This is a genomic window from Streptomyces solincola (assembly GCF_002982015.1).
Taxonomy (GTDB): Bacteria; Actinomycetota; Actinomycetes; order Streptomycetales; family Streptomycetaceae; genus Streptomyces; species Streptomyces solincola.
Genome location: NZ_PVLV01000191.1, coordinates 1 through 23,255 on the forward strand (window position 1 = coordinate 1; position 23,255 = coordinate 23,255).

Annotated in this window: 6 protein-coding genes; all 6 read left to right on the forward strand. The window is 75.7% G+C overall.

Features of this window, described 5'->3' with window-relative positions; genetic code table 11:
• Window positions 1-118: 118 nt before the first annotated feature.
• The 6 genes from C6N75_RS14010 to C6N75_RS14035 all read left to right on the forward strand — a co-directional run bounded on the left by C6N75_RS14010 (window position 119) and on the right by C6N75_RS14035 (window position 23,077).
• On the forward strand, window positions 119-11,179 hold the full coding sequence (locus tag C6N75_RS14010) for a non-ribosomal peptide synthetase (RefSeq protein ID WP_105869222.1): 11,061 nt from the start codon (window positions 119-121) through the stop codon (window positions 11,177-11,179).
• A gap of 20 nt (window positions 11,180-11,199) precedes the next feature.
• Complete coding sequence (locus tag C6N75_RS14015; RefSeq protein ID WP_105869223.1) at window positions 11,200-18,396, forward strand: amino acid adenylation domain-containing protein; 7,197 nt, start codon at window positions 11,200-11,202, stop codon at window positions 18,394-18,396.
• 149 nt (window positions 18,397-18,545) lie between these two features.
• Window positions 18,546-19,358, forward strand: coding sequence for a 2,3-dihydro-2,3-dihydroxybenzoate dehydrogenase (locus C6N75_RS14020; protein WP_105869224.1), 813 nt, complete (start codon window positions 18,546-18,548; stop codon window positions 19,356-19,358).
• 139 nt (window positions 19,359-19,497) lie between these two features.
• Window positions 19,498-20,721 (forward strand): isochorismate synthase DhbC, encoded by a 1,224-nt coding sequence (dhbC, locus tag C6N75_RS14025; protein WP_105869225.1) that lies wholly within the window; start codon window positions 19,498-19,500, stop codon window positions 20,719-20,721.
• The gene (locus tag C6N75_RS14030; protein ID WP_105869226.1) at window positions 20,718-22,367 is read left to right on the forward strand and encodes a (2,3-dihydroxybenzoyl)adenylate synthase; all 1,650 of its coding nucleotides are present in this window, start codon (window positions 20,718-20,720) and stop codon (window positions 22,365-22,367) included. Before dhbC ends, C6N75_RS14030 begins: the two co-directional genes overlap by 4 nt.
• An 86-nt stretch (window positions 22,368-22,453) precedes the next feature.
• Window positions 22,454-23,077 carry an isochorismatase family protein gene (locus C6N75_RS14035; RefSeq protein WP_105869227.1) on the forward strand — a complete coding sequence of 208 codons (624 nt, stop codon included), beginning with the start codon at window positions 22,454-22,456 and terminating at the stop codon, window positions 23,075-23,077.
• The last annotated feature ends 178 nt before the right edge of the window (window positions 23,078-23,255 follow it).

Genomic DNA, 23,255 nt, shown 5'->3' on the forward strand with positions numbered 1-23,255 from the left:
CGCCCCGCGCCCTCCCCGGGCCCTGCGCCCGCCATCCTCTCGAACCCGCCTCAGGCGAAGCAGCCCGTACGCAGACGCCGTACGGGCGGCTCGCGTGCGACCACTGGAGCAACATCCCATGACCGAGCGTGCTTTGCGGCGACTGCCCCTGACCGGGGCGCAGACCGGAGTCTGGTACGGGCAGCGGCTCGCCCCCGACTCCCCGGTCTACAACGTCGGCCAGTACGTGGCGATCGACGGGCCGCTGGACGCGGACCTGTTCGAGGCGGCGCTGCGCCGCACGGTCGACGAGGCCGAGGCGCTGACCGTGCGGTTCGCGGAGGACGAGGCGGGCGAGGTCTGGCAGACCGCCGCCGGCGCCCCGTACGCCGGCGAGGTGCTGCGGGTGCTGGACCACCGGGCCGAGGCCGACCCGGAGGCGGCCGCGCTGGCCCGGATGCGCGCCGACATGGACCGGCCGAGCGACCCGGCGGTCGAGCCGCTGTTCGCCTTCGCCCTGCACCGGGTCGGCGAGCAGCGCACCCTGTGGTACCAGCGGGTGCACCACATCGCGCTGGACGCCTACGGGTTCTCGCTGCTGTCCCGGCGTACCGCCGAGGTGTACACCGCGCTGGCGCGCGGCGAGGAGCCGGCGGCGAGCCCGTTCGGGCCGCTGGCCGCCGTGGTGGAGGAGGAGCGCGCCTACGCCGCCTCCGAGCGGTGTGCCGAGGACCGGGCGTACTGGCTTCAGCGGCTGGCCGACCGGCCGGAGCCGGAGCCGCTGGCCGGGGCGTCCTTCCCGGCCTCCGCGGCCTTCCTGCGCGCGACGGCGACGCTGTCGGCCGAGGCGACCGCCGGTCTCGACGACATCGCCCGCGCCGCGCGGGCCAGTTGGGCGGACGTGGCGACCGCCGCGTTCGCCGCCTTCCTGCACCGCTCGACCGGCGCCCGGGACGTGCTGCTGTCCATGCCGGCGATGGCCCGGCTGGGCTCCTCGGCGCTGCGGGTGCCGGCCATGGTGGTCAACGTGCTGCCGCTGCGGGTCGCCGTCCGCCCGGAACTGACCCTGGCCGAACTGGCCGCCGACGTCGCCGGCGGGGTGCGCGACCTGCGCCGCCACCAGCGCTACCGGGCCGAGGACATCCGCCGCGACCTGGGCCTGGTCGGCCGCGAGCAGGGCCTGCTGGGCCCGATGGTCAACATCAAGGCGTTCGACAACGCGCTGGACTTCGCCGGCGCGCCCGGCGCGGTGCACAACGTGGCCGCCGGCCCGGTGGACGACCTCACCCTGGCCCTGCACCACGACGCCGCCGCCGGCCGCCTCCGCTTCGAGCTGGACGCCAACCCGGCCGCCTACGACGCCGAGGCGCTGGCGGCCAGGGCCGCCGAGTTCGCGCACTTCCTCCGGCAGGCCGCCGAGGCCGGGCCGCAGGCCCCCGTCGGCCGCCCCGACCTGGTCGACGCCGACGCCCGCCGCGCGCTCCTCGCGGACGCCGCCGCCACCGCCCGGGACATACCGGCCGGCACCGTGGTGGACGCCTACCAGGCGCAGGCCGCACGCCACCCCGGGCTGCCCGCCCTGGTCAGCGGGGACACCACCCTCGGTTACGCCGAACTGGACGCGCGGGCGAGCCGACTGGCCCGGCTGCTGATCCGGCGCGGGGTGGGACCCGAGGACTTCGTGGGCCTGGCCCTGCCGCGCTCCGCCGACCTGGTGGTGGCGCTGCTCGCCGTCCTCAAGGCCGGCGGCGCCTATCTGCCGCTGGACCTGGACTACCCGGCCGACCGGCTGGAGTTCATGGTCCGCGACGCCCGCCCGGTGTGCGTGCTCACCACCCTGGCCGCGGCCGCCGACGCCCCCGACGTGCCCGGCTCCGCGCACCTGGTCCTGGACGCCCCCGACACCCTCGCCGCGCTCGCCGAGCTGGACTCCGGCCCGCTGGACGCCGCCGAGCGCCGCGCCCCGCTGCACGGCGGCCACCCGGCGTACGTCATCCACACCTCCGGCTCCACCGGCCGCCCCAAGGGCGTGGTCGTCCCGCACGCCGCGCTGGCCAACTTCCTCGCCATGCAGGCCGCCGAGCTGGCCATGGCCCCCCGGGACACGCTGGTCGCAGTAACCACGATCTCCTTCGACATCGCCGCCCTGGAGCTGTACGTGCCGCTGGTCAGCGGCGCCACCGTGGTCCTCGCCGACCGGGACACCGTCCGCGACCCGGCCGCGCTCGCCGCCCTGGTCGAGCACCACCGGCCGGCCGTGCTCCAGGCCACCCCGTCGCTGTGGCACGCCCTGCTGGAGGACGGCGGCCCGGCCGCGCTGGCCGGCACGAAGGCGCTGGTCGGCGGGGAGGCGCTGCCCGCCGACCTGGCCGAGAGGCTGGCCCGCACCGCGCGGACCACCACCAACGTCTACGGGCCCACCGAGGTCACCGTCTGGGCCACCTCCGCCGCCCTCGCCCCGGACCACACCGGAACGCCGTCCATCGGCACGCCGTTCTGGAACACCCGCGCCTACGTGCTGGACGGGGCGCTGCGCCCCACCCCGGCCGGCCGTCCCGGTGAGCTGTACCTGGCCGGAGACCAGTTGGCCCGCGGCTATCTGGGCCGGCCCGGCCTGAGCGCCGAACGCTTCGTCGCCGACCCCTTCGGACCGGCCGGCGCGCGGATGTACCGCACCGGCGACCTGGTGCGCCGCCGCGCCGACGGCTCCCTGGACTTCCTGGGCCGCGCCGACGACCAGGTCAAGGTGCGCGGCTTCCGCATCGAACTCGGCGAGATCGAGGCCGCGCTGGGCTCACCGGAGTCGGTGGGCCGCGCGGTGGTGGTGGTCCGCGAGGACACCCCGGGCGCGCAGCACCTGGTGGGCTATGTGACGCCGGGCTCGCAGGAGGCCCTGGACCCGGCGGCGCTGCGGGCCGTGGTGGCCGCACGCCTGCCGGAGTACATGGTGCCCTCGGCGGTCGTGGTGCTGGACGCCTTCCCGCTGAACGCCAACGGCAAGGTAGACCGCCGGGCGCTGCCCGCCCCCGACCTGGCGTCCCGCGCCGGGGCCGGCGGCCGGGCGCCGCGCGGCGCCCGCGAGGAGATCCTGACCGGCGTCCTGGCCGAGGTGCTGGGGCTGCCCTCGGTCGGCGTGGACGACGACTTCTTCGACCTGGGCGGGCACTCGCTGCTGGCCGCCAAGGTCATCGCCCGGGTGCGTACCGCGCTGGGAGCCGAGTGCGGCATCCGCGACGTGTTCGAGGGCCGCACCGCCGCCGGGCTGGCCGCCCGGCTGGCCGGCCGCGCCGCCGCCGACCGCCCCGCGCTGGTGGCCGCCGGCTCGCGGCCCGCCCGGCTGCCGCTGTCGTACGCGCAGGCCCGGCTGTGGTTCCTGCACCAGATGGAGGGCCCCAGCGCCACCTACAACATCCCCTTCACCGCCCGCTTCGACGAGGCCCTGGACGCCGACGCCCTGGGTGCGGCCCTGCTCGACGTCGTCGCCCGGCACGAGGCGCTGCGCACGGTCTTCGGCGAGGAGGGCGGCGAGCCGTTCCAGCGGGTGCTGTTCCCGGCGGACGCCGAGGCGGCCGGCGCGAAGCTGCTGGTACGGGACGTGCCGGCCGGGTCGTTCGACGCGGAGGCGGAGCGGGCGCTCGGCCACCTCTTCGACCTGTCCGCCGAGCCGCCGGTGCGGCTGACCCTGCTGCGGGACGCGGCGAGCGGGGCGCACGCCCTGGTGGTGCTGGTGCACCACATCGCCGGCGACGAGTGGTCCATGGGCCCATTCCTGGGCGACCTGGAACGGGCCTACGCCGCCCGGCTGTCCGGCGGCCGGGCCCCCGAGTTCACCCCGCTCCCCCTCCAGTACGCCGACTTCGCACTCTGGCAGCGGGCGCTGCCCGAGGCGGTGACCGGGGCACAGGCCGACTACTGGCGCACCGCGCTGGCCGGGCTGCCGCAGGAGCTGCCGCTGCCCGCCGACCGGCCCCGCCCGGCCGTGCCGAGCCACGCCGGCGGCATGGTCCACCGCGAGCTGCCCGAGGAGCTGTCGCTCGCGGTGCGCCAGTTGGCGCGGGAGAGCGGCACCAGTGTGTTCATGGTGGTGCACGCGGCGGTCGCCGCCCTGCTGCACCGGCTGGGCGCGGGCGAGGACATCCCGCTCGGCACCCCGGTCGCCGGACGCGGCGACACCGCACTGGACGAGCTGGTCGGCTTCTTCGTCAACACCCTGGTGCTGCGCACCGACCTGTCCGGCGACCCCACCTTCGCCGAGCTGCTCCAGCGGGTGCGCGCCGCCGACCTGGCCGCCCTGGACCACGCCGACCTGCCGTTCGACACGGTGGTGGAGGCGGTCAACCCGGAGCGCTCGCTGACCCGGCACCCGCTGTTCCAGACCATGGTGGCGCACTCCACCGTCACCCAGGACGTGCGCAACCTGTTCGGGCTGGCGTCCCGGACCGACCGGATCGACCCGGGCACCACCAAGTTCGACCTGGACATCACCTTCTCCGACACCGCCCACGGCGACGGCCTGGACCTGGAGGTGTTCTACGCCTCCGACCTGTACGACCGTGCCACGGCCGCCGCGCTCGCCGACCGCCTGCTGCGGCTGCTCGCCCAGGCGGTGGCCGACCCCGCGCTGCCGCTGTCCGCGCTGGACCTGCTGGCCGGCCAGGAGCGCGCGCTGCTGGCGTCCTGGCAGGGCGCGGACCGCGCCGCGCAGCCCGGCACCGTCGTCGAGCTGCTGGCCGAGCGGGCCGCCGCCACCCCCGGCGAGACCGCCGTCGTCTTCGACGGCGCCCGGCTGACCTTCGCCGACCTGCACCAGCGGGTGGACCGGCTGGCCAGGCTGCTGGCCGCCGAGGGCGTCGGCCCGGACGCCGTGGTGGCCCTCGCCCTGCCGCGCTCCGCCGACTCGGTGACGGCCGCCTTCGCGGTGCTCCGCGCGGGCGGCGCGTATCTGCCGCTGGACCTGGACCACCCGGCCGAGCGGCTGGAGTTCATGCTGACCGACGCCGCCCCGGTGCTGGTGCTGACGGCCGGCACGGCCACCGGCGCGGTGCCGGTCCCGGCCGGCGTGCGGACGCTGGCGCTGGACGCCCCGGCCACCGCCGAGCGCCTGGCCGGGCCCGCCGAGGGCCCGGCGCTGCCCGCGCCCGGCCCGGCCGACCTGGCGTACGTCATCTACACCTCCGGCTCCACCGGCCGTCCCAAGGCGGTCGGCCTGCACCACGCCGGACTGGCCCACCTGTACCGCGACCACGAGCGGGAGCTGTACCTGCCGGTCGCCGGGAGGCTGGGCCGCCGGGTGCGCGCCCTGCACACCGCGTCGTTCTCCTTCGACTCCTCCTGGGAGCAGTTGCTGTGGCTGGTCGCCGGCCACGAGCTGCACGTCCTGGACGAGTTCGGCCGCCGGGACGCCGACGCCGTGGTGGCCTACGTCCGGGCGCACCGCATCGACACCCTCGACGTCACCCCGTCCTACGGCCGGCAGTTGCTGGACGCCGGGCTGCTCGCGGAGGGCGAGTGGAGGCCGCCGCTGTTCCTGCTCGGCGGCGAGGCCGTGCCGCCCGCGCTCTGGGCGGAGCTGCGCGGCCACCAGGACGTGGAGACCGTCAACTACTACGGGCCGACCGAATTCACCGTGGACGCCCTGGTCGCCCGGGTGAGCGACTGCGCCACCCCGGTCGTCGGCCGCCCGCTGGACGACAGCCGGGCGTATGTGCTGGACGCGCGGCTGCGCCCGGTGCCGCCCGGCGTCCCCGGCGAGCTGTACCTGGCGGGCGTCCAGAACGCCCGCGGCTACCTGGGCCGCCCCGCGCTGACCGCCGAGCGGTTCACCGCCGACCCGTTCGGCGCGCCGGGCAGCCGCATGTACCGCACCGGCGACCTGGCCCGCTGGCGTACCAACGGTCTGCTGGAGTTCCTCGGCCGAGGCGACGACCAGGTGAAGATCCGCGGCTTCCGGGTGGAGCCGGGCGAGATCGAGGCGGTGCTGGCCGCCCAGCCCGAGGTGGGCGCGGCCGCCGTCGTCGTCCGCGAGGACACCCCGGGCGCGCCCCGGCTGGTCGCCTACGCCACTGCCGCCGGCGCCGGCGGCAGTGGCCTCGGCGCGGAGCTGCGCCGCCGCCTGGCCGCCGAGCTGCCCGAGTACATGGTCCCGGCCGCGATCGTGCTGCTGGACGTGCTGCCGGTCAACGTCAACGGCAAGCTGGACCGGGCGGCGCTGCCCGCCCCCGAGCCCGCCGCCGGCGACCCCGCCGCCTCCCGCGCCCCGCGCGGCGCGGCGGAGGAGCACGTCGCCGCGGTCTTCGCCGAGGTCCTGGGCCTGGCGTCGGTCGGGGCGGAGGACGACTTCTTCCGGCTCGGCGGCCACTCGCTGCTGGCCACCCGGGTGGTCGCCCGGGTGCGCGCCACCGGCGCGAACTGCTCGGTGCGCGACGTCTTCGAGGCCCGGACGGTGGCCGCCCTGGCGCTGCGGCTGGCCGAGCGGTCCGCCTCCGAGCGCCCCGCGCTGGAGCGCGCGGCGGTGCGCCCCGAGCGGCTTCCGCTGTCGTACGCCCAGCGGCGGCTGTGGTTCCTGCACCAGATGGAGGGCCCCAGCGCCACCTACAACATCCCGGTGGTGCTGCGGCTGCGCGGCGAGGTCGACGCGGTGGCGCTGGCCGCCGCCGTCGACGACGTGGCCGCCCGGCACGAGGCGCTGCGGACCGTGTACGCGGAGGACGGCGGCAAGCCGTACCAGCGGATCGTCCCGGCCGGCGAGGCCAAGGTGCCGTTCGCGGTACGCCGGGCCGCCGGCCCCGACCGCCTCGCCCTGGTGGAGGCGGCGGCCGCCGAGCCCTTCGACCTGGCCGCCGAACTGCCGCTGCGGGTGACGCTGCTGAGCACCCCGGAGCGCGACGACCACCTGCTGCTGGTCCTGCTGCACCACATCGCCGGCGACGAGTGGTCCACCGGCCCGCTGCTCGCCGACCTCGACGCCGCCTACACGGCCCGGCTGTCCGGCGATGCCCCCGATCTGGCGGAGCTCCCCGTCCAGTACGCCGACTTCGCGCTCTGGCAGCGGGAGCTGCTGGGCGGTGCGGACGACGAGCGGTCGGTGTCGGCCCGGCAGTCCGCCTACTGGCGCAAGACGCTGGCCGGACTGCCGGCGGAGTCGGCCCTGCCGTTCGACAAGCCGCGCCCCGCCGTGCCCAGCCACCGCGGCGACACCGTCACCAGCGTCCTGCCCGAGGAGCTGGTGACCCGCCTGGACCGCCTGGTCACCGAGTCCGGCGCGACCATGTTCATGGTGGTGCACGCCGCCGTCGCGGCCCTGCTGCACCGGCTCGGCGCCGGCGAGGACATACCCGTCGGCTCCCCGGTGGCCGGCCGCGGCGACGACTCCGCGCTGGACGAGCTGGTCGGCTTCTTCGTCAACACCCTGGTGCTGCGCACCGACCTGTCCGGCGACCCGAGCTTCACCGAGCTGCTGCGCCGCGTGGCCGCGGCCGACCTGGCCGCCCTCGACCACTCCGACCTGCCGTTCGACGCGGTCGTGGAGGCGGTCAACCCCGAGCGCTCGCTCTCCCGCCACCCGCTCTTCCAGACGATGGTGGCCTACGAGGGCGGCGGCCCCGACCTGTCCCGGCTGCTCGGCACGCACGCCGAGGAGTACCCGCTGACCGCGGGCGCGGCCAAGTTCGACCTGGAGATCCTCTTCCGGCGGGCCGGGGACGCCGGCATGACCTGCGGGGTGCGGTACGCCACCGACCTCTTCGAGCGGGCCGGCGCGGAGCGGCTGACCGCCCGACTGGTCCGGCTGCTGGAGCTGGTGAGCGCCGCCCCCCACCTGCCGCTGTCCTCCGTGGACCTGCTGGACGCGGAGGAGCGGGAGCGGGTGGTGGAGGGCTGGAACGCCACCGACCGCCCGCTGGACGGTCCGGCCACGCTGGCCGATCTGGTGGCCGCCGGGGCGCGCGATCTCACCTCGCCCGCCCTGGTCTTCGAGGGCGAGACCCTCTCCCGGGCCGACTTCGAGGAGCGCGTCAACCGACTGGCCCGGCTGCTGATCGGGCGCGGCGTCGGACCCGAGTCCGTCGTGGGCGTGGCACTCCCCCGCTCGTACGACCTGCTGATCGCCCTGCACGCCATCGTCCGGGCCGGCGGGGCCTACCTCCCCCTCGACCTCGGCCTGCCCGCCGACCGACTCGCCTACATGGTCAACACCGCCCAGCCGCTCACCGTACTTACCGACACGATGTCGACGACTGCGGTGCCGGGGACGCATGTCCTGCTCGACTCGCCCGCTGTGCGAGGAGAACTGGCTGAGCTGTCGGCCGAGGTGGTCACCGACGCCGACCGCCGCGCCCCCCTCCTCCCCCGCCACCCCGCGTACATCATCTTCACCTCCGGCTCGACCGGACGGCCCAAGGGCGTGGTGGTCGAACACGCCGCCATCGTCAACCGCTTGCAGTGGATGCAGGGGGCCTACGGGCTCACGGACGCCGACCGGGTGCTCCAGAAGACCCCGACCAGCTTCGACGTCTCCGTCTGGGAGCTGTTCTGGCCGTTCGCCCAGGGCGTCCCGCTGGTCGTCGCCAAGCCGGACGGGCACAAGGACCCCGCATACCTGGCGCGACTCATCCGCGAACAAGGCGTCTCCGTGGTCCACTTCGTCCCCTCCATGCTCGCCGCCTTCCTGGACGAGGTGGACCCGGCGAGCTGCCCGAGCCTGCGGCTGGTGGTGTGCAGCGGCGAGGCGCTGCCCGGCAGTCTGGTCACCCGGTTCCACGCCTCGGGCATCGCGCTGGAGAACCTCTACGGGCCGACCGAGGCCGCTGTCGACGTCACCTCCTGGTCGGCCGTCCCGACCGGAGGCGCGTCGGCCCCGATCGGCGCGCCGGTGTGGAACACCCGGGTGTACGTCCTGGACGCCCGACTGCGGCCGGTCCCCGTCGGCGTACCCGGCGAGCTGTACCTGGCCGGCGTGCAGTTGGCACGCGGCTACACCGCCCGACCCGGACTGACCGCCGAACGCTTCACCGCCGACCCGCACGGCGAGCCCGGCTCCCGCATGTACCGCACCGGAGACCTCGCCCGCTGGCGCTCCGACGGCACCCTGGACTACCTCGGCCGCACCGACGACCAGGTCAAGCTCCGCGGCTTCCGCATCGAACTGGGCGAGATCGAAACCGTCCTCGCGAACGCGCCCGGAACCGCCCGCGCCATCGTCGTCGTCCGCGAGGACACACCGGGGGTGAAGCGGCTGGTCGGCTACGCCGTTCCGGAGGCCGGGGCCACCATGGACCCGACAGCGCTGCGGGCACACGCGGCCGAGCACCTGCCGGAGTACATGGTCCCCGCGGCCTTCCTGGAGCTGACCGAGGCGCCGCTGTCCCCCAACGGCAAGCTGGACCGGCGGGCGCTGCCCGCACCGGCTCCGGCCGCCCGGCCGACGGCCGCGCCGGCCGCCCCCGCCGAGGCGGGGCCGCAGGGCTCCCCGGCCGAGGTGCTGGCGGGGCTGATGGCCGAGGTGCTGGGGCTGGACGCGGTGGGGGTCGAGGACAACTTCTTCGAGCTGGGCGGCGACTCGATCGTCTCCATCCGGTTCGTGAGCCTGGCCCGCAAGCGGGGGCTGACGCTGACCGCGCGGCAGGTGTTCACCGATCCGACCCCGACGGCGCTGGCCGCGGTGGCGGTGCCGGTGGCGGGCGCGGCGGAAAAGGACCGTCCGGTCGACGACGGCACGGGGCCGCTGGTGCTGCCGCCGGTGGCGCACTGGTTCGCCGGGCGCGGCGGCCCGTACCGGCGGTTCTGCCAGGCGCGGCTGGTGCGGCTGCCTGTGGGCGTGCGCCCCGAGCACCTGCGTCCCGCTCTCCAGGCGGTGCTGGACCGGCACGACGGGCTGCGGCAGGTGCTGACCGTGGCGCGGCCGGGCGTGTGGAGCGCCGAGGTGCGGCCGGCGGGCGCGATCGGCGCGGCCGCCGTCTGCCGGACGGTGGACGCGGCCGGGCTGGACGGCAAGGCGCTGCGGGAGCTGGTGGCGGCCGAGTCGGACCGGGCGGCCGGTGAGCTGGACCCGGCGGCGGGTGAGACCGTGCGCGCGGTGCTGTTCGACGCGGGCCCGGGCGAGCGAGGCCGGCTGCTGCTGGTGGCGCACCACCTGGTGGTGGACGAGGTGTCCTGGCAGATCCTGCTGCCGGATCTGCGGGCCGCCTGGGAGGCGGTGGCGGCGGGCCGGGAGCCGGCGCTGGAGCCGGTGCCGACGTCGCTGCGGAGTTGGACGGCCGGCCTGGTGGCCGAGGCGCACAGCGCCCGGCGGCTGGCCGAGCTGGACCGCTGGCTCGAGGCCGTGCCGGACGGGCGGCTGCTGACGGACCGTGCGCTGGATCCCGTACGGGACACCGTGGCGACGGTCCGGCGGCTGACCGTGCGGCTGTCGGCGGAGCGGACCGGGCCGCTGCTGGAGAGCGTGCCGCAGGCGGTGCACGGCACGGTCAACGACGTGCTGCTGACCGCGCTGGTGCTGTCCGTCGGCGACTGGGCGGCCCGCACCGGCCGGGGTTCCGCCGCGGCGGGCTTCACGGTGGACGTGGAGGGCCACGGCCGGGAGCAGGACCTGGTCCCGGGCGCGGATCTGACCCGTACCGTCGGCTGGTTGACCTCCGTCTACCCGCTGCGACTCGGGGCGCGCGGCTATGAGCCGGCGGCGGTGCTGTCCGGTTCCGGGGACGCGGGCGCGGCGCTGAAGGAGGTCAAGGAGGTGCTGCGGTCAGTCGCGGACGGCGGGGTCGGCGCGGGTCTGCTGCGGTATCTCCACGCGGGCGCCGCGAAGCTGTTCGGCGCGGGGGTCGCGCCGGAGGTGCTGTGGAACTACCTCGGCCGGCAGACCGCGAAGGTCGCCTCGGACTGGGGTCCGGCGGCCGAGGCGGACGCCCTGGCGGTGCGGCCGGACGCCGCGCAGCCGCTGTCGCACGCATTGGAGATCAACGCGGAGGTGGAGGCGGGCCCCGAGGGGCCGGAGCTGACCGCGACGTTCCTCTGGGCGGGCGAGGCGCTGCCCCAGGACACGGTGAGCGAGCTCGCGGACGGCTGGCTGGCCGCCCTGGGCGCGCTGGCCGCGTGGGCGGACGGCGGGACCACCGCCGGGCACACGCCCTCCGACCTCGACCTGCTCGACCTCGACCAGGACCAGATCACCATGCTCGAAGAAATGTGGAGGGCCCAGCAGTGACGCAGGCTCGTATCGAGGACATGCTGCCGCTGTCCCCCCTTCAGCAGGGCATGCTGTTCCATTCCGTGTACGACGGCGGGGAAGGCTCCACCGGTGACGCGGACGTGTACACCGTGCAGGTGTCGGTGGCGCTGTCCGGTCCGGTGGACGCGGACCGGCTGGAGCGGGCGGCGGCCGCGCTGCTGCGCCGCCACCCCAACCTGCGGGCCGGGTTCTTCCACGAGGGCGTGCCGCAGCCGGTGCAGTTCGTGCCGTCCGAGGTGCGGCTCGCGGTCGAGCGGGTGGACCTGTCGGAGTCGTCCGCGCCGGTCGCGGAGGCGCTGCGGGAGGTGGAGCGGGGCGAGCTGGCGCGCCGGTTCGCGCTGCACCGCCCGCCGCTGCTGCGGCTGGTGCTGGCGCGTCTGGCGGAGGGCGACCACCGGCTGGTGGTGACCGTGCACCACATCCTGGTGGACGGCTGGTCGATGCCGCTGCTGGTGGGCGATCTGCTGGCGCTGTACGGCAGTGACGGCGACGCCTCCGGGATGCGGCCGGTGCGGCCGTACAAGGACTATCTGAAGTGGCTGAAGACGCAGGACGGTCCGGCCGCCGAGGCGGCCTGGCGGTCGGCGCTGGCCGGGGTGGAGGAGCCGACGCTGGTCGCGCCGGCCGATCCGGCGCGCCGGGCGGTGCGGCCGGGGCTGCACGACCTGGAGCTGTCGGCGGAGGCCACCGCGCGGCTGACGGCGGCGGCCCGGCGGCTCGGCACCACGCCGAGCACGCTGATCCAGTGCGCGTGGGGTCTGGTGGTCGGCGGTCTGACCGGCCGCCGGGACGTGGTGTTCGGGCTGACCGTGTCGGGCCGTCCGGAGGAGATACCGGGCGTCGAGTCGATGCTGGGGCTGTTCATCACCACGGTGCCGGTGCGGGTGGGGCTGCGGCCGGCGGAGAGCGTGGAGGGGCTCCTGCGGCGCTTCCGGGACGAGCAGAACGCGCTGCTGGCCCACCACCACCTGGGGCTGCGGCTGATCCAGAAGCAGGCGGGCGGCGGCGAGCTGTTCGACACCCTGGTGGTCATCGAGAACTATCCGGTGGACCCGGACGCCAAGCCGGACGTGGTGGACGGGCTGCGGGTGGCCGGCATCGAGGCCCGCGACGCCACGCACTACCCGCTGACCCTGGCGGTCGCGCTGGAGGAGCGGGCGCTGCTGCGGCTGGAGTACCGGCCGGACCTGTTCGACGCGCGCCGGGCCGGGCTGGTCGCCGACCGGCTGGCGTCGGTGCTGGAGCAGATCACCGGGGACGCCTCGGCGCCGGTGGGCGCGCTGGAGCTGCTGGCGCCCGCCGAGCGGGAGCGGCTGGCGGCCACCTGGCCGGGGACGGTGCGGGACGTGCCGGGCGGCACGGTCGCGGACCGGTTCGCCGAGCGCGCGGCGGCGACGCCGGACGCGGTGGCGGTGGTGTCCGGCGGCGAGGAGCTGACGTTCGCCGAGCTGGACGAGCGGGCCGGGCGGCTCGCGGCGCTGCTGGCGGGACGCGGGGTGGGTCCGGAGTCGGTGGTGGCGCTGGCCGTGGAGCGGTCGGCCGCCTCGGTGGTGGCGATCCTCGCGGTGCTGAAGGCCGGCGGCGCGTATCTGCCGCTGGACCTGGACTATCCGGCGGACCGGCTGGGCTACATGCTGGCCGACGCCGCCCCGGTGTGCGTGCTGACCACCGGGCGGGCCGCCGGCTTCCTGCCCCCGTCGGGCGGCCCGGAGCGGATCGTGCTGGACGCGGCCGGGACGCTCGCCGAACTGGCCGCGCTGGAGCCGCTGCGGGCGGCCGTGGAGGTGGCGGCCGAGCATCCCTCGTACGTCATCTACACCTCCGGCTCGACCGGGCGGCCCAAGGGCGTGGTGCTCACCCACGGCGGTCTGTCCAACCTGTACGCCAACCACCTCGACGAGGTGTTCGGCCCGGTGCTGGGGGCGACCGGCGGGCGGGCCCTGCGGGCGCTGCACACCGCCTCGTTCAGCTTCGACACCTCCTGGGAGCAGTTGTTCTGGCTGATCGCCGGGCACGAGCTGCACGTCCTGGACGAGGTGGAGCGCAGGGACGCGGAGTTCACCGTCGGCTATGTGCGCGACCGGCGGATCGACGCCATGGACGTGACGCCCACCTACGCCCGGCAGTTGGTCGACTGGGGTCTGCTGGACGGCGCCCGCCACCGGCCGGCGCTGCTGCTGCTGGGCGGCGAGGCGGTGCCGGAGGCGCTGTGGTCGCAGGTGCGGGCGGCGGCCGGGGTGATGTCGGTCAACCTGTACGGGCCGACCGAGTACACGGTGGACGCGCTCGCCGCCGACCTGGCGGTCAGCGGTATGCCGGTGGTGGGCCGTCCGATCGGCAACACCCGGGCGTATGTGCTGGACTCGGCGCTGCGGCCGGTGCCGGAGGGCACGGTCGGCGAGCTGTACCTGTCGGGGCACGGCACCGCGCGCGGCTACCTCGGCCGCTTCGCGCTGACCGCCGAGCGGTTCGTGGCCGACCCGTTCGGCCCGGCCGGGGGCCGGATGTACCGGACCGGCGACCTGGTGCGGCTGCGCGCCGACGGGGAGCTGGAGTACCTGGGCCGGGTGGACGACCAGGTGAAGATCCGGGGCTTCCGGATCGAGCTGGGCGAGGTCGAGTCGGCGCTCGCCGCGCTGGACGGGGTGGCCTCGGCGGCGGTGCTGGTCCGCGAGGACACCCCGGGGGTGAAGCGGCTGGTCGGCTATGTGACCGGCACCGCCGATCCGGCCGCCGCGCGGGAGGCGCTGGCCGCCTCGCTGCCGGACTACATGGTGCCGGCGGCGGTCGTGGTGCTGGACGCGCTGCCGCAGACGGTCAACGGCAAGCTGGACCGGGCCGCGCTGCCCGCCCCGGTGCTGGGCGGTTCGACCGCCGCCCGGGCCCCGAAGGACGCCCGCGAGGAGACCCTGGTCAGGGTCTTCGCGCAGGTGCTGGGGCTGGCCTCGGCCGGGGTGGACGACGACTTCTTCGCGCTCGGCGGCGACAGCATCGTCTCCATCCAGCTGGTGACCCGGGCCCGCAAGGAGGGCCTGGTGCTCACCCCCCGGGACGTCTTCGAGCAGCGCACCCCGGCCGGGCTCGCCGCCGTCGCGCGCGAGCAGGCCGCGCCGGGGGCCGCGCCGGGGGCCGCGCCCGCCGTGGCGGCGGACCGGCCGCTGGTGGAGCCGGACGAGGCGGGGCGGGCGGTGCTGGCCCGGGCGTTCCCGGACGCCGCCGAGGTGCTGCCGCTGGCGCCGCTCCAGGAGGGGCTGTACTTCCACGCGGTCTACGACGACCAGGCGCTGGACGTCTATCTGATGCAGAACTTCGTGGAGCTGCGGCACGCGGTGGACACCCGGGCGCTGCGGGCCGCGTTCGACGCGATGCTGCGCCGCCACCCCAACCTGCGCGCGGCGTTCTGGCACGAGGGGCTGCCGGGGCCGGTGCAGGTGGTGCCCGCCGAGTGGACGCTGCCGTTCGAGGTGCGGGACCTGACCCACCTGGACGGGGCCGGGCAGGAGGCCGCGCAGCGGGAGTTCTCGCTGGCGGACGCGGCCACCCGGTTCGACCTGGCGGCCCCGCCGCTGATGCGGGTCACCCTGCTGAAGTTCGCCGAGGACCGCTGGATGCTGTGTGTGACGCAGCACCACATCCTCACCGACGGCTGGTCGGAGTCGCTGTTCCTCGAGGAGCTGTTCCAGTTGTACGGGCGCGGGGGCGAGCCGGAGGGCATGCCGCCGGTCACCCCGTACCGGGAGTACCTGCGCTGGCTGGCCGCCACCGACGCGGACGCGGCCCTGGAGGCGTGGCGCGCGCACCTGTCGGGCCTGGACCAGGCGACGCTGGTCGCGCCGGCCGATCCGGCGCGCCGGCCGGTCACCGCCGAGGTGGTGGACCTGGACCTGGGCGAGGAGCTGAGCGAGCGGCTGCGGGCGTTCGCCCGGGGCTCGGGCGTCACGCTCAACACGGTGCTGTCGGCGGCCTGGGCGCTGTCGCTGGCCCAGCTCACCGGCCGGGACGACGTGGTGTTCGGCGCGACGGTCTCCGGGCGTCCGGCGGACGTCCCGGGCGTGGACCACATGATCGGCATGTTCATGAACACGCTGCCGTTCCGGGTGTCGCTGCGCCCCGGCGAGACGCTGCGGGAGCTGCTGGTCCGCCTCCAGGCCGAGCACGCCGACCTGCTGCCGCACCACTACCTGGGTCTCGGCCGTATCCAGCAGGCCAGCGGCATCGGCACGCTCTTCGACACGCTGTACGTCTTCCGCAACACCCCGCTGGACGACGCGGCCCGCGAGGAGGCCGTGGAGAAGCACCAGATCGGCTGGACGCACAGCGTGGACGGCACCCACTACCCGCTGACCCTGGCGGTGACCCCGGGCGCCTCGCTGGAGCTGAGCGTGGCCTACCGGCCGGACCTGTACGACCGGGAGACGGCCGAGACGCTGGCCGGGAGGCTGGGCCGGCTGGTGGCGCAGTTCGCCGACGGCGGCTCGCTGCCGGTCGGCCGGCTGGCCACCCTGGAGCCGGCCGAGCGGTCCGCGCTGCTCGCGCTGGGCGACGACTTCGGCCACGAGGCGCCGGACGTCCCGCTGGTGGACCTGTTCGTCCGCCAGGCGGAGGCCACCCCGGACGCCACCGCGCTCGTCTTCGAGGACGAGCGGCTGAGCTACGCCGAGCTGGACGCCCGCTCCTCGAAGCTGGCCCGGGCGCTGATCGCGCGCGGCGCGGGCCCGGAGCGGACGGTGGCGCTGGGTCTGCCCCGCTCGGCGGACTTCGTGGTGGCGCTGTTCGCGGTGCTGAAGACCGGCGCGGCCTATCTGCCGCTGGACCTGGAGAACCCGGTGGACCGCCTCGCCATGATGGTGGCGGACGCGGCGCCGCTGTGCCTGGTGACGTCCACGCCGGTGGCCGGGCGGGTGCCGTCGGTGGACGGGGTGCCACCCCTGGTGCTGGACGCGCCGGAGACGGTCGCCGAGCTGGCCGGGCTGGCCGCCGGGCCGGTCACCGACGCGGAGCGGCCGGCCCAGCGGGACGGGCGCCACCCGGCGTACCTGATCTACACCTCCGGTTCCACCGGGCGTCCCAAGGGCGTGGTGGTGCCGTACGCCGGGCTGGTGAACATGCTCGCCAACCACCGGGAGCGGATCTTCGACCCGGCGGTGAAGCTGGCCGGCGGGCGGCGGATGCGGGTGGCACACACCGTGTCGTTCGCGTTCGACATGTCCTGGGAGGAGTTCTTCTGGCTGGTGGACGGGCACGAGGTGCACGTCATCGGCGAGGAGCTGCGGCTGGACCCGGCGGCGCTCACCGCGCACTACGACCGGGTCGGCATCGACGTGGTCAACGTGACCCCGTCGTACGGGCAGCAGTTGGTCGACGCCGGGCTGCTGGACGCCGGCCGGCACCGGCCGGCCCTGGTGCTGCTGGGCGGTGAGGCGGTGCCGGACGCGCTGTGGGCGCTGCTGAAGTCCACCGAGGGCACCATGGGCTACAACCTGTACGGGCCGACCGAGTACACCATCAACGCGCTCGGCGCGGACGTCGAAGCGAGCGTCTCCTCCTGCGTGGGCCGGCCGATCTTCAACACCCGGGCCTATGTGCTGGATTCGGGGCTGCGGCCGGTGCCGCACGGGGTGCCGGGCGAGCTGTACCTCGCGGGCGCGGGCCTGGCCCGCGGCTACCACGACCGGCCGGCGCTGACCGCCGAGCGGTTCGTCGCCGACCCGTTCGGCGCGCCGGGCACGCTGATGTACCGCACCGGGGACCTGGTGCGCTGGCGGGCCGACGGGCAGCTCGACTACCTGGGCCGGGCCGACCACCAGGTGAAGATCCGGGGCTTCCGGATCGAGCTGGGCGAGATCGAGTCGGCGCTGACCGACGCCCCCGGGGTGGCCGCCGCCGCGGTGGCCGTGCACACCTCGGCCAACGGCGTGAAGCGGCTGGCCGCCTACACGGTCGCCGCCTCCGGGGCGGACGGCCCGGCGGCGGACCCGGTGGTCCTGCGGGAGCGACTGGCGGCGGTGCTGCCGGAGTTCATGGTGCCGTCGTCGTTCACCTGGCTGGCCGCGCTGCCGCTCACCGTCAACGGCAAGGTGGACCGGGCCGCGCTGCCCGCGCCCGCCTTCGAGGAGGCCGGCGGCGGACGGGCGCCCAAGGACGCCCGCGAGACGCTGCTGTGCGCGGTCTTCGCCGAGGTGCTGGGCCTGGAGCGGGTCGGCGTCGAGGACAACTTCTTCGACCTGGGCGGCCATTCGCTGCTCGCGATGAAGCTGGTCGGCCGGATCCGCGACCGACTGGGCGTGCCGGTGCAGGTCGGCACGGTGGTGTCGGCCCCGACGGTCGCCGGGGTGGCCGCGCGGATCGGCACGGACGCCCGCGAGGGCGCGCTGCGCACCCTGCTGCCGCTGCGGGAGAAGGGCGCCAAGGCGCCGCTGTTCTGCTTCCACCCGGCGTCCGGCTTCGCCTGGCAGTACACCGGGCTGCTGCGCCACCTGGACCCGGACCGGCCGGTGTACGGGGTGCAGTCGCCGGGTCTGGCGGGCGAACCGCCCGAGGCGGCGGACGTGGCGGAGCTGGCCGAGCGCTACCTCGCGGAGATCCGGGCGGTGCAGCCGCACGGCCCGTACCACTTCGCCGGCTACTCCTTCGGCGGGACGGTCGCGCACACGCTGACCGCGCTGCTCCAGGAGCGCGGCGAGGAGGTGGCGTTCCTGGCGCTGCTGGACGCCTATCCGCCGGAGCGGGACGACTGGTCGTATCTGGACGGCCCGGACTGGCGGGAGAGGCTGGAGCGCGAGGAGAGCGGCTTCCTGCTCTCGGTCGCGGGCCTCGGCGAGGACCGGCCGGCCGGACCTCGGGACGGCGCGGTGTCCCGGGAGGAGGCGGTGGCCGCGATCCGCGACAGCCAGGGCCTGCTGGCCGGGTTCGACGAGGAGCTGCTGGCCGCGATCGTGGACACCAACGTGCACTGCGTGAGGCTGCTGTCCCGTTCGACGACCCGGCACACCACCGGCGACGTGCTGTTCTTCACCGCCGCCCGGAGCACCCCGGCCGAGGACGCGCCGGCGAAGGTGTGGCCGGAGTTCGTCTCCGGGGCGCTGGACGAGCATGTCCTGGACTGCTCGCACGACGAGTTGATGTCGCCGGCCGCGCTGGACCGGATCGGCCCGGCGCTGGACGCCGCGCTGCGGTCGGCGTCCGGAGGCTGAGGCGTTCGGTGTGCGGCGGGCGGGCCCTGCGGTCCGCCCGCCGCACAAGTCACCTCGCACCGGCAGCGGTTGGAGCGGGGGGCTGCCGGACACCCGAGGTAGGCGAAGCGACAGGTTTAGGTTAGGCTTACCTAAACGAAGGAGGGGTTGTGTCCCACAGCAGCGGGCTCCGGGGTGAGTTCACCGGCAAGGTCGCCCTGGTGACCGGCGCCGCCCAGGGTATCGGCGAGGCCGTCGTGCACGCGCTCGCGGGCCGGGGCGCGGCGGTCGCGGCGGCGGACCGGTCCGCCGCCGTGCACGACACCGCCTCGGCCGTCACCGAGAAGTTCCGGCACGACCCGGCGGGCGGCTCGGCCACCGCGTACCGGCTGGACGTCACCGACGCCCGGGCGGTGGCCGAGACCGTGGAGCGCGTCGAGGCCGAACTCGGCCCGGTGGACCTGCTGGTCAACGTCGCCGGCATCCTGCGCACCGGTCCGGTCGCCGAGATGACCGACGAGGACTGGTCGCAGGTGCTGGCGGTCAACACCACCGGGGTCTTCCACGTCTCCCGGGCGGTCACCGCCACGATGACCGCGCGCGGTTCGGGCTCGGTGGTGACGGTCGCCTCCAACGCGGCCGGCGTCCCGCGCGCCGGGATGGCCGCCTACGCGGCCTCCAAGGCGGCCGCGGTGATGTTCACCAAGTGCCTGGGCCTGGAGGTCGCCCCGCACGGGGTGCGCTGCAACGTGGTCTGTCCGGGCTCCACCGACACCCCGATGCAGCGCTCGCTGTGGGAGGCCCCGGAGGCCGAGCACCGGGTCATCGCCGGCGACCTCGCCTCGTACCGCACCGGCATACCGCTGGGCCGGATCGCCGACCCCGCCGACGTCGCCGACGCGGTGGTCTTCCTCGCCTCCGACCAGGCCCGCCACATCACCATGCAGGACCTCTACGTGGACGGCGGCGCGACCCTGCGCTGAGCCGCCCCGCCCGCTTCCGCGCCGCCGCGCCCGCAGCCGGGCCGGCCGGCGACGCCCGCCGGCCCGCACCTCCCGCCCGACGGGGCCCGACCGGCCCCGTGCGCACCCGCCACCGATACCGAAACCGAAGGAGTCCGACGTGTCGACGGTCCCCCAGGTCGCCCCGCCCAGACCGACGGCCGCACCGGCGCACCCCGCCGTGGGGGCTGCCACCACCCTGCTGGACGCCTACCGGGCCGGCGACCGCCTGATGGCGACGCCCACCCGCACCCTGCTGGCGCACGGCGTGCACCGCGCCGTGGAGCACGGCTCCGAGCCGCTCGCCGAGCGCGTGGCCGAGACCCTGCGCTCGGTGCGCGCCGAGCGGCACGCCGCGCCGGTGGTCGTCGGGGCCATCCCGTTCGACCAGACCGCGCCCGCCGCGCTGGTGGTGCCCGAGGCGCTGCGCGCGGGGCCGGCGCTGGCCACCGACCCGCTGGTGGCGCTGCCCGGCGACCCCCCGGAGCCGGTGCGGTGGGTGGTGCGCGCCGATCCCGAGCCGGAGACCTACGCCAAGGGCGTCGCCGCCGCGGTGGACCGCATGTGGCAGGGCGAGTTCAGCAAGGTGGTGCTGGCCCGCTCCCTGGAGCTGACCGGCCCGGACAAGCTGGACATACGCGGCATGGTGCAGCGCCTGGCCCGCCGCGACCCCGGCGGCTACACCTTCGCGCTGCCCACCCACCCGGGCCGCACCCTGCTGGGCGCCAGCCCCGAGCTGCTGGTCTCGCGGCGCGGCGGCAAGCTGGTGTCCAACCCGCTGGCCGGCTCCACCCCGCGCAGCGCCGACCTCGCCGAGGACGTGCGCCGGGCGGCGACGCTGTTGCAGTCGGCCAAGGACCTGCACGAGCACGCCGTGGTGGTGGACGCCGTGCACCAGGCGATGGCCCCCTACTGCTCCTCGATCAGCGTGCCGGAGCGGCCCACCCTGATCCGCACCGCCACCATGTGGCACCTGTCGACCACGGTGACCGGCGAGCTGGCGCACCCCGAGGCGTCCGCGCTGGAGATCGCCTGCGCGCTGCACCCCACCCCGGCGGTCTGCGGCACCCCGACCGACCTGGCCCGCCAGGTGATCCGGGAGACCGAGCCGTTCGACCGGGGCTTCTTCACCGGCATCGTCGGCTGGGGCGACGCCGACGGCGACGGCGAATGGGTCGTCACCATCCGCTGCGCCGAGGCCGAGCGCGACAGCCTGCGCCTGTACGCGGGGGCCGGGGTGGTCGCCGCCTCCGAGCCGGCCGCCGAGACCACCGAGACCGGCGCGAAGTTCCGTACCTTCCTCAGCGCCGTGGGCGCCGAGAGCGCCGTGGGAGAGCACCTGTGAGCACCGAGGCGGCGGGCGCGGACGTCCCCGGCGGCGACGCGCCGACCTGGCCGGCGGAGTTCGCCGAGCGCTACCGGGCGGCCGGCCACTGGCGCGGCGAGACCTTCGGGGCCATGCTCCGCGAGCGGGCCGCCGCGCACCCCGACCGGATCGCCGTCGTGGACCCGGCGGGCGGCGCGGACGGCGGACGGCGCACCTGGACCTACGGCGAGCTGGACCGGCGCGCCGACCGGCTGGCCGCCGGACTGAGCGCCCGCGGCATCGGGCGCGGAGACCGGGTGGTGGTGCAACTGCCCAACACCGCCGAGTTCTTCGAGGTGGTCTTCGCGCTGTTCCGGATCGGCGCGCTGCCGGTCTTCGCGCTGCCCGCGCACCGCGAGTCGGAGATCGCCTACTTCTGCTCCTTCGCCGAGGCGGTCGCCTACGTCATCCCGGCCGAGCACGGCGGCTACGACTACCGCACCCTGGCGGCCACCGTCTGCGCCAAGGCCCCCACCGTCCGGCACGTGTTCGTCGCCGGCGGGGACGCCGGGGCGTTCGACTCCCTGGCCGACCTGCCCGCCGAACCGGTGGCCCTGAGCGAACCGGACCCCGGCGACCTGGCGTTCCTCCAGTTGTCCGGCGGCTCCACCGGCACCCCCAAACTCATCCCGCGCACCCACGACGACTACATCTACTCGCTGCGCGGCTCCAACGAGCTGTGCCGGGTCACCGAGGACAGCGTCTACCTGTGCGTGCTGCCCGCCGCGCACAACTTCCCGCTGTCCTCCCCCGGCACGCTGGGCGCCCTGTACGCCGGCGGCCGGGTGGTGCTCTGCCCCTCCCCCGCCCCGGACGTCGCGTTCCCGCTGATCGAGCGGGAGGGCGTCACCCTCACCGGTCTGGTGCCGCCGCTGGCCCTGGTGTGGACCGAGGCCGCGCCGCGGACCTCCTTCGACCTGTCCAGCCTGGACGTGCTGCTGGTGGGCGGGGCGAAGTTCAGCGAGGAGGCCGCCCGGCGGGTGCGGCCCGCGCTCGGCTGCACCCTCCAGCAGGTCTTCGGCATGGCCGAGGGCCTGGTCAACTACACCCGGCTCGACGACCCGGCGGAGACCATCGTCACCACCCAGGGGCGGCCCATCTCCCCCGACGACGAGATCCTGGTCGTCGACGACGAGGACCGGCCGGTGCCGGTGGGCGCCACCGGGCACCTGCTGACCCGGGGTCCCTACACCATCCGCGGCTACTGGCGGGCGCCCGAGCACAACCGGCGCTCCTTCACGGAGGACGGCTTCTACCGCACCGGCGACCTGGTCCGGCTCACCGCGACCGGCCACCTGGTGGTGGAGGGCCGGGCCAAGGACCAGATCAACCGCGGCGGCGAGAAGATCGCCGCCGAGGAGGTGGAGAACCACCTGCTGGCCCACCCCGCCGTGCACGACGCCAACGTGGTCGCCGAACCCGACCCGTACCTGGGCGAGCGGACCTGCGCCTACGTCATCCTGCGCGCCGGGGCCGAGCCGGTGAAGCCGGGCGCGCTCAAGGCGTTCGTCCGCGACCGGGGCCTGGCCGCCTACAAGGTGCCGGACCGGGTGGTGTTCACCGACGCCTTCCCCAAGACCGGTGTCGGCAAGGTCTCCAAGAAGGACCTGCGCTCCCCGGCCTGACCCGGTCCGCCGGGCCGCCGCCCCCGAAGGGCGCGGCGGCCCGGCGCCGCACTCCCCCGCACCCCGCTCCACGAACGGACATCCCCATGGCCCTGCCCGCCATCTCGCCCTACCCCATGCCGCGCCCCGGCGACCTGCCGGCCAACCGGGTCGACTGGAGCGTCGACCCGGACCGCGCGGTGCTGCTCGTGCACGACCTCCAGAACTACTTCCTGTCCGCCTTCGACCGGGAGGCGGAGCCGGTGACCGCGCTGCTCGGCAACGTGGCGAGGCTGCGCAAGGAGGCGGCCCGGCTCGGCGTGCCCGTCCTCTACACCGCCCAGCCCGGCGGGCAGAGCCCCGAACAGCGCGGCCTCCAGCAGGACTTCTGGGGTCCGGGCATCCCGGCCGACGAGCACGCCGCGGCCATCGCCGACGCGGTCGCCCCCGAGCCCGGCGACATCCTGCTGACCAAGTGGAAGTACAGCGCCTTCGTCCGCACCGACCTGCTGGAGATGCTGCGGGAACAGGGCCGCGACCAGTTGGTGATCACCGGGATCTACGCCCACATCGGGGTGCTGATGACCGCCTGCGACGCCTGGATGCAGGACATCCAGGCGTTCGTGGTGGCGGACGCCGTCGCCGACTTCTCCGAGCGCGAGCACCGGATGGCACTGGAGTGGGCGGCCGGCCGCTGCGCCGCGGTGACCCGCACCGACCAGGTCTTCTGACCCCCGCCAGGGGGCGGCCGGCCGGGCGGGGTTCACCCGGCCGGCCGCGGCGTCTCCCGGGGCGGGTCCGGCGGGGTGTACAGCTCGGCCGCCCGGGGGGCGGCCCGGATGATGGCCCCGACCAGGTCGTATCCCGCGGCGGGCGCGGGACGCACGGGGCTGGGGGGACGTTCACGGG